Origin of the sequence: Burkholderia singularis, assembly GCF_001718875.1 — a bacterium.
In the GTDB taxonomy this organism is placed as follows: domain Bacteria; phylum Pseudomonadota; class Gammaproteobacteria; order Burkholderiales; family Burkholderiaceae; genus Burkholderia; species Burkholderia singularis.
Genome location: NZ_CP013448.1, coordinates 3,236,761 through 3,250,062, shown reverse-complemented (window position 1 = coordinate 3,250,062; position 13,302 = coordinate 3,236,761). Strand labels below are relative to the sequence as shown.

The 13,302-nt window shown below is 67.6% G+C and carries 11 protein-coding genes; 4 read left to right on the top strand and 7 right to left on the bottom strand.

Going from position 1 to position 13,302, the window contains the following annotated elements:
- Positions 1 to 29: 29 nt before the first annotated feature.
- Together AQ611_RS14370 and AQ611_RS14365 are read left to right on the top strand one after the other, a co-directional pair.
- Positions 30 to 551, top strand: coding sequence for an Mpo1 family 2-hydroxy fatty acid dioxygenase (locus AQ611_RS14370; RefSeq protein ID WP_059520488.1), 522 nt, complete (start codon positions 30 to 32; stop codon positions 549 to 551).
- 11 nt (positions 552 to 562) lie between these two features.
- Positions 563 to 1,603 (top strand): 2-dehydropantoate 2-reductase, encoded by a 1,041-nt coding sequence (locus AQ611_RS14365; RefSeq protein ID WP_069234897.1) that lies wholly within the window; start codon positions 563 to 565, stop codon positions 1,601 to 1,603.
- 276 nt (positions 1,604 to 1,879) lie between these two features.
- Here the strand turns inward: AQ611_RS14365 and AQ611_RS14360 are convergent, their stop codons facing one another.
- The 3 genes from AQ611_RS14360 to AQ611_RS14350 form a co-directional block, all read right to left on the bottom strand.
- Entirely contained in the window at positions 1,880 to 3,148 is a 1,269-nt protein-coding gene (locus AQ611_RS14360) for an EAL domain-containing protein (RefSeq protein WP_176704139.1), read from the bottom strand.
- Positions 3,149 to 3,313: 165 nt separating this feature from the next.
- Entirely contained in the window at positions 3,314 to 4,750 is a 1,437-nt protein-coding gene (mdtD, locus tag AQ611_RS14355; protein WP_059520484.1) for a multidrug transporter subunit MdtD, read from the bottom strand.
- 95 nt (positions 4,751 to 4,845) lie between these two features.
- The gene (locus tag AQ611_RS14350; protein ID WP_069234896.1) at positions 4,846 to 6,087 is read right to left on the bottom strand and encodes a citrate synthase family protein; all 1,242 of its coding nucleotides are present in this window, start codon (positions 6,085 to 6,087) and stop codon (positions 4,846 to 4,848) included.
- Between the two features lie 147 nt (positions 6,088 to 6,234).
- Here AQ611_RS14350 and AQ611_RS14345 point away from each other — a divergent pair, with 147 nt between their 5' ends.
- Positions 6,235 to 7,674 carry a CoA transferase gene (locus AQ611_RS14345; RefSeq protein WP_069235316.1) on the top strand — a complete coding sequence of 480 codons (1,440 nt, stop codon included), beginning with the start codon at positions 6,235 to 6,237 and terminating at the stop codon, positions 7,672 to 7,674.
- 241 nt (positions 7,675 to 7,915) lie between these two features.
- Here the strand turns inward: AQ611_RS14345 and AQ611_RS14340 are convergent, their stop codons facing one another.
- The gene (locus AQ611_RS14340; protein ID WP_059520482.1) at positions 7,916 to 8,662 is read right to left on the bottom strand and encodes a GntR family transcriptional regulator; all 747 of its coding nucleotides are present in this window, start codon (positions 8,660 to 8,662) and stop codon (positions 7,916 to 7,918) included.
- Between the two features lie 159 nt (positions 8,663 to 8,821).
- On the opposite strand from AQ611_RS14340, the gene AQ611_RS14335 reads away from it, so the two are divergent.
- Positions 8,822 to 9,670, top strand: a complete 849-nt coding sequence (locus AQ611_RS14335) for an aldo/keto reductase (protein ID WP_069234895.1) — start codon at positions 8,822 to 8,824, stop codon at positions 9,668 to 9,670.
- A 295-nt stretch (positions 9,671 to 9,965) separates the two neighbouring features.
- Here AQ611_RS14335 and fusA read toward each other — a convergent pair whose 3' ends face one another.
- The 3 genes from fusA to AQ611_RS24810 form a co-directional block, all read right to left on the bottom strand.
- The gene (gene fusA / locus AQ611_RS14330; RefSeq protein ID WP_059520480.1) at positions 9,966 to 12,080 is read right to left on the bottom strand and encodes an elongation factor G; all 2,115 of its coding nucleotides are present in this window, start codon (positions 12,078 to 12,080) and stop codon (positions 9,966 to 9,968) included.
- Between the two features lie 285 nt (positions 12,081 to 12,365).
- On the bottom strand, positions 12,366 to 12,875 hold the full coding sequence (locus tag AQ611_RS14325) for a DUF192 domain-containing protein (RefSeq protein WP_069234894.1): 510 nt from the start codon (positions 12,873 to 12,875) through the stop codon (positions 12,366 to 12,368).
- Between the two features lie 199 nt (positions 12,876 to 13,074).
- Positions 13,075 to 13,290: a hypothetical protein gene (locus AQ611_RS24810; protein ID WP_059520478.1), complete on the bottom strand. Its 216-nt coding sequence runs from the start codon at positions 13,288 to 13,290 to the stop codon at positions 13,075 to 13,077.
- Positions 13,291 to 13,302: the final 12 nt, after the last annotated feature.

The following is a 13,302-nucleotide window of genomic DNA, read 5'->3' as shown; positions in this document are numbered from 1 at the left end:
AACGCGCACCTATATCAGGAGGAGACATCATGAAATCCCTCGTCGATCAACTCGCGCAATACGCGGCCTATCACCGTGATGCACGCAATATCGTCACGCATCTGGTGGGCATTCCGATGATCGTCGTCGCGGTGACGGTACTGCTGTCGCGTCCGGCGCTCGACGCTTCGGGGATGCTTACGCCCGCGTTGCCCGCGGCGCTGGCGGCCGCGATCTTCTATCTGCGCCTCGATTGGCGTTTCGGCGTCGTGATGGCCGCGCTGCTTGCGCTGAGTTTCTGGGCCGGCCGCGCGCTCGCCGCGCAGGCAACGGGTGTCTGGCTCGGCGGCGGGCTTGGCCTCTTTTTCGTCGGTTGGGTGATCCAGTTCGTCGGTCACTATTTCGAAGGGCGCAAGCCCGCCTTCGTCGACGACTTGATCGGGCTTATCGTCGGTCCGTTGTTCGTCGTCGCGGAAGTGGCGTTCTTCGTCGGGCTGCGTGCCGACGTGCGCGACGAAATCGAACGCCGCGTCGGGCCGGTGCGTGCCGCCGCGCGTAACGCACGCGTCTGAGCGCGGCAGCCATGGCGGCGATTTGCGTCTATGGCGCGGGGGCGGTGGGTGGCTATCTGGGCGGGCGGCTGCTCGCGGCGGGCGTCGACGTCGAGCTGATCGGACGGCAGCGGATTCAGGCGCAGTTGCGCGAGCATGGTCTCGTGCTGTCGGACTACCGGGGGCGCGATGCGCGGGTGCCGGTGTCCCGGATCGCCTATGCGGCGAGCGATGCCGCTGCCGCCGCCGCTGTCGCGGCGGCGTCGCTCGTGCTCGTGACGGTGAAGTCGGCCGCGACGCCTGCCGTTGCCGACGCGCTTGCGCGCACGGCGCGGCCCGGTACGATGGTCATCAGTTTTCAGAACGGTGTGCGCAACGCGGACGTGCTGCGCGCCGCGCTGCCGCACGCGACGGTGCTCGCCGCGATGGTGCCGTTCAACGTGATCGCACGCGGTGCCGGCGCGTTCCATCAGGGCACGTCGGGCGAATTGCAAGTCGAGGCCGCGCCCGCGCTGCAACGCTTTACCGCAGCGTTCGAGCGCGCGGGCCTGCCGCTCGTGCAGCGCGCGGACATGCGCGCCGTGCAATGGGCGAAGCTGCTCGTCAATCTCAATAATGCGATCAATGCGCTGGCGAATCGGCCGCTGAAGGACGAACTCGCGCAGCGCGGCTATCGGCGCTGTCTTGCGCTCGCGCAGGCCGAAGGACTGGCGCTGCTCAAGCGCGCGGCGATCCGGCCCGCGCGGATCACGCCGCTGCCCGCCACGTGGATGCCACGGTTGCTGAGCATGCCCGACGCGCTGTTCACGAGGCTCGCGGGCGCGATGCTTGCGATTGATCCGCTGGCGCGTTCGTCGATGTCGGACGATCTCGACGCGGGGCGTCCGACCGAAGTCGATTGGATCAACGGCGAGATCGTGCAATTGGCTGCGGGGCTCGGGCGGATGGCGCCCGTCAATGCCCGCCTGTGCGCGCTCGTGCACGATGCGCAGCGCGCCGCGGCGCGGCCGGCGTGGAGCGGCGAGGCACTGCTGGCCGAGCTGCGTGCGGCCGCTGCGCGCAGCGTCGTATAACGGCCGCGTTTCCGCATTGCATGGCGGTCGGGTCGCAGCCGCGATTGCAAGCCGGCTGAATGCCGCCGGCGCAAACCCGCGCGCTACAAGCGAATCGCTGCCGTCGAAGGGGCTCGGATCTGGCGCGGCATGCGTCGATGCGCGTCGTCCGATGCGGTGTTCGATGTCCGCTCGGCAGGTGCCGCGCGCGAGATTCCGGTATGCCGCGGCAATCGCACGATCTGCACCGAGTGGCGCCGCAGACGTCGGAATACGCGCGCGCACGTGCACGCCGCGTCAATGGCGATGCGCGGCCGCTTCCCAGTTGATATCGACGCAGAGCACCTGCATGCCTTGTGCGGCGGGCGCCGCGATCGACGCTGTCACGCACAGGTGCGCTTCATTGATCGACAGATAGGGCGGCGTGAAATGCACGTGTCCCGGCGTGCGCATTGCGTCGATGAAGTATGGCCGGCGCTCCCAGCTCGCGCCTTCCGAGTGCAGCAGCGGCTTGAAACGCTTGGCGCGCTGCGATGCGTGGCCGCGCGGCAGCAGGTTTTCGCCGATCTGCCGGCCGGACGAATCGAGCAGGAAGCAGCGCGCCGTCTCGGGCAGCGCGAGCAGCGGCGTGGCCGCGTCGAGCAGATCGTGGCCGTCGCGCAGCCGCGCGCTCGCGCCCGACAGCGCCGCGACATACGGCGCCAGGCGCGCTTGTTGCGCACGCTCGCGCTCGGCCACGCGCAGCCGCAACGCGGCCGACAGCGTATCCATGATGCCCGCGGCCGCTTGCGGCTGCACCGGCTCGACACTCGGTCCCGCGAAGTACTGGCCCTGTACGAAATCGACATTGCATTCGAGCGCGATCAACGCTTCGCGCTCGGTCGTGAGCCCGCCCATCAGCACGAGTTGCCCCGACTCGTGCAGCAGCGATACAAGGCCGGGCAGCACGCGCTCCAGGTGCGAGTGCTCGCTCGCTTGCGCGAGGATGCCGCGATCCAGCGTGACGATGTCGGGATGCAGGTGCCAGACGCGATCGATGTTCGAGTGTTTCGAGCCGAAGCCCCCCAGCGCGATCAGAAAGCCTGCCTTGCGCAGCCCGTCGACGATCGCGGCGAAGCGCGGCGTCTCGCCGCCCGCCTGCTCGGGCACTTCGAGCACGACGCGTTGCGGCGGCAGGCCGAGCGTTTTCAGGTTCGCAAGGAGCGCGTCGCCGTAGACGGTATCCATCAGCGCGGCCGGATGCAGGCTCAGGAAGAGCCATTCGTCGTGGCTGTCGAACGCATGAAAGTTGCCCAGATGCAGCGATTCGGCGAGCCGGCCGAGTTCGAGCAGATCGCCGCGGCGCGCGGCTTGCGTGAACGCCTCGTGCGATGGCACCTGGCCGCCGTGCGCATCGTGCGCGCGCAACGACGCGTGGTAGCCGATCGCCCGGCGATGCGATACCGAGAAAACCGGTTGGAAGACGCTGAAAACGGTGTAGTCGCCGTACAGGACGGTGCGCCGGTTACCGTCGTCGCCCGCGATCGGGCGCGGCGGCTGGAAGCTGGGAGGATCGATGTCGATCATGCTCGTCATGGGGCGACTGTCCGGGAAGCATCAGTGTACCTGCACAGCATAGCCGAGCAAGAACCATGCGCAAAAAGCCGCACCGGCGGGCGGCCCGCTACCGTGCGGCGGCCTGCCCGGATGCACCTGCTTGGTGCGCGCCGCTTTATCGTGGCGCGCGGCGCGCTATGCGCGTTCGGACGGATCGGTCTTGCGCGCGGCGCCGCGGATTTCGGGCGAAAGCTGCGCGAAGATCCATGCGGACGCGGCGGTGATGACGCCGACGCAGATGAAGGTCGCATGGAACGCCGGCAGCGGATGCGCCGGCGCGCCGCGCGCGATCATGCCGGTGAAGGTCGCGAGCAGTGCGCCGCCCACTGTCACACCGAGGCTCATCGACAGCATCTGCACGAGCGAGAAAAGGCTGTTGCCGCTGCTGGCGCCGCCCGTGCCGAGATCCTTCAGCGTCAGCGTGTTCATCGCGGTGAACTGCATCGAGTTGAAGCCGCCGAACAGCGCGAGCTGCGCGATTCGGACCCAGGCCGGCGTCGTGTCGCGCATCAGCGCGAAGCTCGCCATCGTCAAGCCGACCATCACGGTGTTCGCGAGCAGCACCTTGCGATAGCCGTGGCGCGTGATGAGGACCGTGATGATGCGCTTCGAGAACATGCCCGCCGCGGCGACGGGCAGCATCATCAGTCCGGCCTCGAATGCGCCGTAGCCGAGCCCGACTTGCAGCAGCAGCGGAATCAGATACGGCATCGCGCCGCTGCCGAGCCGCGCGAACAGGTTGCCGAGCAGGCCGACGCTGAACGTGTGGATGCGGAACAGTTCGAGTGAGAAAAGCGGCTGCGGCGCGCGTACCGCGTACAGACCGTAGGCGACGAAGCAAGCGAGGCCAAGAATCAGCAGCACGAGCACCACCGCATGCTGCAGGCCGAGATCGGCGAGGCCGTCGAGCGAGATCGTGAGCGCGACCATGCCGATCGTCAGCAGCAGATAGCCCTTGATGTCGAAGCGGCCGGCGGCGGGGTTGCGCGCGTCGGCCATCGAATAGAACGTCGCGATGCAGCCGGCGATGCCGATCGGCACGTTGATCAGGAAGATCCAGTGCCACGAGGCGATCTTCACGAGCCAGCCGCCGAGCGTCGGGCCGATCAGCGGGCCGATCAGGCCGGGAATCGCGATGAACGACAGCGCGGGCAGGTAGCGCTCGGCGGGAAACGTGCGCAACACGGCGAGCCTGCCGACGGGCAGCAGCATCGCGCCGCCAATTCCCTGGATCACGCGGAACGCGACGATCATCGGCAGCGTGTGCGCGTTCGCGCAAAGCAGCGAGCCGAGCGCGAAGATCGCGATCGCGCTGAAGTACACGCGGCGGGTGCCGAGCGTGTCGGCGAGCCAGCCGGACACGGGGATCATCACGGCCATCGTCAGCGAATAAGCGATCACGACCGATTGCATCCGCAGCGGCGATTCGCCGAGGCTCGCGGCCATCGACGGCAGCGCGGTGTTGACGATCGTCGCGTCGAGCGCCTGCATGAAGAAGCCGGTGGCGACGAGCCACAGCATCACGGTCAACGATTTTTCGCTAGGGACGGCGGCAGGCGGGGTGCTGGGCATGAGAGACGGGCGCCATGGGCGCTGACGAACGACGCAGCCGACATTTTAGGGAAAGCCGCTCGCGCGCGCAGAAATGGCGGCGCGCGGCATCGCCTTCATTGTGCGCGCTCGACGCCGACGTAACGCGCGCGCGGGCGGATCAGCCGGCCGTGCGCGCGTTGTTCGAGCGCGTGCGCGATCCAGCCGACGATGCGACCGGCAGCGAACAGCGCAAACGCCGCGCCCGGCGGCAGCGCGAGCGCGCGCTCGAGCAACGCGAGCGCGAAATCGATCGTCGGTTTTTCGCCGGTCGCGGCTTGCGCGGCTTCGGCGAGCGCGAGCGCGCTTTCGAGCGGCGGCGCATGCCGCGCGCGCGGCGGCCGCGCGGCGGTGCGGGCGATGATCGCGTCGATGAGCAGCGCCGCGCGCGGATCGCCCTGTGGGTATAGCGGATGGCCGAAGCCGGGCAGGCTCGTGCGCGCGTTTGCGTCGCGCGCGTATGCCGCGCATTGGGCGGCGACGTAGCGCGGCAGATCGCGCGAGCGGGCCGCGCCGTCAAGCAGCGCGGCCACCCGGGCCGTCTCGCCGCCATGCCGCGGCCCGGACAGCGCGGCGAGGCCGCCCGCGATCGCGCCGAACAGCGGCGCGCCCGTCGACGCGATGCAGCGCACGGCGAACGTCGACGGGTTGAGTTCATGATCGGCGCACAACACCAGCGCGATACGCAGCAGCTCGACGTCGCGCGGCTCGCTCACCCGCCATGCGGCGGCAAGCTGCCGGTGTGCCGGCTCGGCGCACGGCATGCGCGCGGCAAGCGCCGCGGTTGCGAGACGCAGCAGCGTGACGGCCTCGTCGAGCGGCGCGGCCGGCGCCGCATCGTCGACTGGCGCGGCAAGCGGCAGCAACGCGAGTGCGCGTTCGAGCGACGGCCGAGTGCGCCAGAGGTCCAGCCCGTGCCGCCAGCGCGATGCATCGAGACGCGGCGCGATGGTTTCGTGCGCTTCGATGCGCGCGAGCGGGCACGCCCACAGCAGCGCGGCGGCGTCCTCCAGCGTCGCGGCCGAGGCGAACGCCACCGCATCCCGGCCGCGATAGCTGAGCCGGCCGTCCGCGATCTGCGTGATCCGCGATTCGAGAACCGGCATTCCCCAGTCGAGCGAGCGCTCGGCGACGTTGCCCGCGTGCTTGGCGTCCGCGCGGCGGCGCGCCAGAAGGCGCACGTCGTCGGCGTCGTAATAGCGGCGCTTGCTCGTGCCGTGCGCGTGCGAGCGCAGCAGGCCGCGGCTGACATAAGCGTAGAGGGTCGGCAGGCTGATACCGAGCAACTGCGCGGCTTCGCGCGCACTCAAGCGGGACATGGCGGCGGCTCCTCGCATCGAAGGCCGAACGCGTATGTGTGCGCCGCGATGCGATTCATTTTGCGTTGATTCGCGCAATCAAGATTGAATGCGTCGGCACGCCATTCTAGACTCGTTTGCACATTGACGAAGACGAGGCCCGCGGCGATGAATTCCTTGCAAGCACTGACGTATCTTTGGCGTCTCGCCGCAGGTGATCCGGCTGCGCTGGAGCGCGTCGATCTCGACGGCGACGATCCGGGCCTGCCGTCGGTGCACCGGGTCGGCGTGCTTGCCGCATCGACGATCGCGGCTGCCGGCTTGGCGGCCGCCGAATGCTATCGCGTGCGAACCGGGCGTGTGCAGCGCGTCGGCGTGTCGGTGCGGCACGCGCTGGCGGCGTTTCGCAGCGAGCGGTATTTGCGCGTCGACGGCGGCGCGCCGCCCGAGCCGCGCCATGCCGTCACCGGTTTTTACGAGACGCGCGACGCGCGCTGGATTCAGCTTCACGCGAATTTTCCGCATCATCTGGCCGGCATCGTCGAGGTGCTCGGCTGCGGCGACGAACCCGGCCAGGTGGCCGCGGCGATTCGCGGCTGGGATGGCCAGACGCTCGACGCAACGCTTGCCGAAGCGGGGCTTTGCGCGGCATTGATTCGCTCTCCAGAAGAATGGCGCGCGCTCGAACCCGCGCGCGCGCTCGAGCGGGGAGCGCTGTTCGAGATCGAACGCATCGGCGACGCGCCGCCGATGCCCGTCGGCGCGGACGGGCCAATCGCGGCGGGCATGCGCGCGCAAGCGGGCGCCGCCGCGCTCGTGCAGCCGCTGTCCGGTACGCGCGTGCTCGATTTGACGCGGATCATCGCCGGGCCTGTCGCGGGCCGCACGCTTGCGCAGCACGGCGCGCAGGTGCTGCTCGTCAACGGCCCGCATCTGCCGAACATTCCGGCGCTCGTGATCGACAACGGCCGTGGCAAACGCTCGGCTATCGTCGATCTGCGCGACGACGCCGGGCGCGCGACGCTCGATGCGCTTGCGGCGCGCGCCGACGTGTTCGTGCAATCGTACCGGCCGGGTGCGCTCGATGCGCTCGGCTTCGGCGCGGCCGAGCTGGCGCGGCGTCATCCGGGAATCGTCTGCGTGTCGGTGTGCGCATACGGATACGACGGGCCGTGGGCGTCGCGCCGCGGCTTCGATAGTCTCGTGCAGTCGGCAAGCGGCATTGCCTGGACGGAGCAGTGCGCGGCGGGCACCCGCGCGCCGCGGCATCTGCCTTGCCAGGCGCTCGACCATGCCACCGGCTATCTCGCGGCGTTTGGCGCGATGATGGCGCTCGTGCGCCGCGCGCGCGAAGGCGGAAGCTGGCGGGTGCGCGTGTCGCTCGCGCAAACCGGGCGGTGGTTGCAGTCGATGGGGCGGGTCGATGGCGGCGAACGTGTGCCGGATCTGGCGCTCGACGATGTACGCGATTGCCTGGACGACGCGACCGATTCGCCGTTCGGCGCGGTGCGCGGCGTGCGGCCGGCCGAGCGGCTGTCGCAGACCCCGCCTCGTTTCGGGCGGCCGCCCGTGCCCGTCGGCAGTGACGAGCCGTGCTGGTTACCGTGACGTGGCGCTGTTTGCCGCAGCGTGATCTGTTCGTATCCGCCCATCGCCGCGCAGCGCTGTGTCGTGTCACGCATTGCCATGGGGCGCTGCCCGTTTTCGTATATTGCCGGCGCGCGATGCGCGATTTCGCGCGTCGCCCGGCGCGGGTTCGAGACACGGCAGCATCGAGCGCTATGCACGTGGCGCCGGTTATCGCGGCGGCATGGGCCGCGCGAGGCACGCGCGGAACCCGCAAAGCCCGTTATTTGCGCAATTCGATGACGAAATCGTAGTAGTCGTTGCGGCAATAGGTATCGGTCAGCTCGATCGCGCGCTGGTCGTGCGTGAAGCCGATCCGCGTGATCAGCAGCAGCGCGTCGTGCGGTGCGATGTCCATCTGCCTGGCGATTTCGTCGCTCGCGTTGACCGCGCGGAAGTGCTGCAGCGCGCGCACGATCGGCGTGCCGCGTTGCTCGAGATAGCTGTACAGCGAATCGCCGATCGATTGCGGCTCGGGAATGATCGTTGCGGGAAATGTCGAGTTCTCGACCGCCATCACGATGCCGTCCGCGAGCCGCAGCCGCTTCAATCGCGTGACCGACGCGGCGGGCGACAGCCCGAGCTGGATCACTTCGTCGCGGTTCGCGGGCTCGATTCCGCGCGCAAGCCAAGTCGAGCTTGGCGTGAAGCCGCGGCGCTTGAGCATTTCGCTGAAACTCGACAGGCGCGAGAGCGGATCTTCATAGCGCGGCTGGATGAAATTGCCGGCGCCTTGCGTGCGCCGGATCAGCCCTTGTTCGACGAGCAGCGCGATCGCCTTGCGCGCGGTGATGCGCGACACGCCGAGCGATTCCGCCAGCAGCCGCTCCGACGGCAACGCTTCGCCGGCGGCCCAGCGATTGTCGTGGATCGCGTCACCGAGCTTGCGGGCGAGTTGCAGATAGAGCGGCGTGTCGTTGTCGGGATCGGGGCGCAGGCCGGACCAGCGGTCTTCCATCGATGGCTTCATGAATGGGTTGCAGAAAACAGTGCAGCCATTCTAAGACATCGCGTGCTGGCGTTATAGCCGGTTTTTGCGCCGAATGCGGTTTGCGACGGGCAAGCCGCTAAACTGACGAAACGGCGCGCGGCGGCGGGCCGTGTGCGAATCTGTGACGACGGAGGCCAGATGACAAGCATCCTTGAGACGACCGTCGCTCTGCCCGGCGGCGAGCGCGTTCCGAAACTCGGGCAGGGCACCTGGGAAATGGGCGAGCAGGCGTCGCGGCGCGCGGCGGAGATCGCCGCGCTGCGCGAAGGCGTGGAGCTTGGGATGACGCTCATCGATACCGCGGAAATGTACGGCGACGGCGCGACCGAGACGCTCGTCGGCGAAGCGCTCGCCGACCGGCGCGACGAACTGTTCATCGTCAGCAAGGTGCTGCCGCAGCATGCGAGCCGCGCGGGCGTGATCGCCGCGTGCGAAGCGAGCCTGAAGCGGCTGCGCACCGACCGGATCGATCTGTACCTGCTGCACTGGCGCGGCGCGATTCCGCTCGAGCAGACGCTCGCCGGCTTTCACGCGTTGCGCGACGCGGGCAAGATACGCTACTGGGGCGTCAGCAACTTCGACGTCGACGACATGGCGGAGCTTGTCGATATCGTGGACGGTGACGCATGCGCGACGAACCAGATTCTCTACAACCTCGCGCGCCGCGCTCCGGAATTCGATCTGCTGCCGTGGCTCGCGCGTCACGGCATGCCCGCGATGGCATACAGCCCGATCGATCATCTGCGCTTTCCGAAGCACACGGTGCTCGACGACATCGCGCGCGAACGCGGCGTGTCGCCGATGCGCGTCGCGCTCGCATGGGTGCTCGCGCAGCCGAACGTACTTGCGATTCCGAAGGCGGGCACTATCGAACATGTGCGCGACAATCGCGCGGCGCTCGATCTGACGCTCGACGCCACCGAGCGCGCCCGGCTCGATGCGCATTTCAGGCCGCCGCAACGCAAGCGCCCGCTCGAGATGCTGTAGCGGCGAGGCGGCCGACGCGCGGGCGAAGGGCATCGTCCTGCGTTGCGCGTCGGCGGCGCGATGAATTGGACATTGGCCGTGCGCTGAATGTCGATATGACATCCGCTGTCGCGCGAGCGGCACGGCAACGCGCTGATGGACGAAGCCACGAAAAAGCCCGTCCGTTTCCGGGCGGGCTTGCTTGCTTCGAAGCGCCGGGGCTTCGAGGCGGGGCAATGCGGACAATAGCGACAACGGCAGCCATGCCGATGCCCGCCCCGCGCGCCGAGCCGCATGCGCGGCCCGGCGAGGGCGCTTATCTGCGGTCGACCTGCTTCGCGCTGATGACGGCCTCCGACACGTTCGCGGGCGTTTCCGCGTAGTGCTTGAACTCCATCGTGTAAGTCGCGCGGCCTTGCGTTGCCGAGCGCAGCGACGTCGAATAGCCGAACATCTCGGCGAGCGGCACCTCGGCGCGCACGATCTTGCCGCCGCCGCCGGCGATGTCGTCCATCCCCTGAACGATGCCGCGCCGGCTCGACAAGTCGCCCATCACGTTGCCCATGAAATCCTCGGGCGTTTCGACCTCCACGGCCATCATCGGCTCGAGCAGCACCGGTTTCGCCCGGCGCATCGCTTCCTTGAACGCCATCGAGCCGGCCATCCGGAACGCGTTTTCATTCGAGTCGACGTCATGGTACGAGCCGAACGTCAGGTGGACCTTCACGTCGACGACCGGATAGCCCGCCAGCACGCCGGATTTCAGCGTGTCCTGGATGCCCTTGTCGACCGCCGGAATATATTCGCGCGGAATCACGCCGCCCTTGATCTCGTCGAGGAATTCGTAGCCTTTGCCCGGATTCGGCTCGAGCGTGATGACCGCGTGACCGTACTGGCCGCGGCCGCCCGACTGCTTGACGAACTTGCCCTCGACATCGGCCGCCGTCGTGCGCACCGTCTCGCGATACGCGACCTGCGGCTTGCCGACCGTCGCTTCGACGCCGAATTCGCGCTTCATCCGGTCGACCAGGATTTCGAGATGCAGCTCGCCCATCCCGGAAATGATGGTCTGCCCGGATTCCTCGTCGGTCTGCACGCGGAACGACGGGTCTTCCTGTGCGAGGCGGTTCAGCGCGAGGCCCATCTTTTCCTGGTCGGCCTTCGTCTTCGGCTCGACGGCCTGCGAGATCACCGGCTCCGGAAACTCCATGCGCTCGAGAATGATCGGGTTGGCCGGGTCGCACAGCGTGTCGCCGGTGGTCGCTTCCTTCAACCCGACGGCCGCCGCGATATCGCCCGCGCGCACTTCCTTGATTTCCTTGCGCTCGTTCGCATGCATCTGCAAGATCCGGCCGAGCCGCTCCTTCTTGTCCTTCACCGCGTTCAACACGGTGTCGCCCGATTCTACGACGCCCGAATAGACACGGAAGAAGATCAGCTGGCCGACGAACGGGTCGGTCATGATCTTGAACGCGAGCGCGGAGAACGGCTCGTCGTCGCTCGGATGGCGCTCCGCTTCGTTGTCGTGCAGATCGTGGCCGAGGATCGCGGGCACGTCCACGGGCGACGGCAGGTAGTCGATCACCGCGTCGAGCATCGCCTGCACGCCCTTGTTCTTGAACGCGCTGCCGCACAGCATCGGCACGATCTCGTTCGCGATCGTGCGCTGGCGCAACGCTGTTTTGATCTCGTCCTCGGTCAGCGAATCGTGATCGGTCAGGTATTTCTCGAGCAAGGTCTCGCTTGCCTCGGCGGCCGCCTCGACCATCTTTTCGCGCCATTCGCGCGCAAGCTCGACGAGATTCGCCGGGATCTCCTCATAAGTGAACTTGACGCCCTGGCTTTCGTCGTCCCAGACGATCGCCTTCATCTTCACGAGGTCGACGACGCCCTGGAAGTGCTCTTCCGCGCCGATCGGGATCTGCACGGGCACCGCGACGCCTTTCAGGCGCTCGCCGATCTGCCGCTGCACGCGGAAGAAGTCCGCGCCGATGCGGTCCATCTTGTTGACGAACGCGATGCGCGGCACCTTGTACTTGTTCGCCTGGCGCCACACGGTTTCCGATTGCGGCTGCACGCCGCCCACCGAGTCGTAGACCATGCACGCGCCGTCGAGCACGCGCATCGAGCGCTCGACTTCGATCGTGAAATCGACGTGTCCGGGGGTATCGATGATGTTGATCCGGTGTTCCGGATAGTTGCCGGCCATGCCTTTCCAGAACGCGGTCGTCGCGGCGGACGTAATCGTGATGCCGCGTTCCTGTTCCTGCTCCATCCAGTCCATCGTCGCTGCGCCGTCGTGAACCTCGCCGATCTTGTGGCTCACGCCGGTATAGAAGAGGATGCGCTCGGTTGTCGTGGTCTTGCCGGCGTCGATGTGAGCGCTGATCCCAATATTTCTATAGCGCTCGATGGGCGTTTTGCGGGGCACGTGAACCTCCTAATGGTCCTGAATGGAAACGGGCCGGCTGGACCGGCCGGCGCCGTCGTTTTCTCGAGACTTAAAGCATAGCGCTTGCTCAAGGCTTTTGCAGATGCGGGCGGCAAGCCGCGCAATCAAGGCCGGTGCGTCACGCCTGCGCGCGGCGCCGGGCGGCGTGCGTCATCCGCCCGGACCGGGGCGCAAACGGCACACGCAAAAAAGCCGGCGCGCGGCCGGCTCGTCCTGGCAACGGCAACCGCGCCGGCGCCCGGGGGCAGGCGGGCCGCGGCGGCGTTACTGCGGCTTTGGCAGCCCGTCGATCTTCATGCCCGGCTTGATGCCCTTTGCCGTGAACCAGCCCTTGCTCATCTCGAGCGCATAGACGCCATTGTTGCGCGGGCAGTGGTTATTGGTGGTTTCGGCCTGCATTTCGTCGATGTCGGTGATCGTGCCGTCCGCGCGGATGAATGCAATCGACAGCGGGATCAGCGTGTTTTTCATCCAAAAGCAATGCACCGCGTTCTCGTTGAACACGAACAGCATCCCTTCGTTCGGCGCGAGCTGCGACCGGTACATCAGGCCCTGCTCGCGATCGGAATCGTTTGCCGCAACGGCCGCGTCGATCACATGCATGCCGGCGCGCAACTTCGCGCGCGGGAAATCGCCTGGCTGCTTCGCACCGGGCGGCAGTTGCGCGGTCTGTGCGAGCGCGGCCTGCATGCCGCCCGCGGCGAGCGCGATCGCGACCGGAAAGACGGCGGCTCGCGCAACGCGGGCGAGCGAAGAGCGTGGGGAAAATCGCACGGCGAAAGCTCCTATCGGGAAAACGAGACTCGCATGGTACTCGACGCGCGGCGTCGCGCGCAGCTTGGCGGCCGAATCGATGCGCCCGCGCCGGATCGCGCGAACAAAGAAAAAGGCAGACCGCTTCGCAACGATCTGCCTTGGAACGCCGTAAGAACGGCAACAGCTTGTTCTTGACTGCGTCTTACAACTTGCTTACTTAGTTCGAAGCAGCGGCCGGGGCTTCGGCTTCGCTTGCTGCCTTCTTCGCAGCGTGGTGCTTCTTCGAAGCGTGGTGCTTCTTGTGCGTAGCCTTCTTGGCCGGTGCCGAAGCGGCTTCAGCCGGAGCAGCCGAAGCAGCGGCCGGAGCCGAAGCTTGCGCGAAAGCAGCCGTTGCGAACAGGCCAGCAACCAGAGCAGCGATCAGTTTGTTCATGTTGTGTTTCCT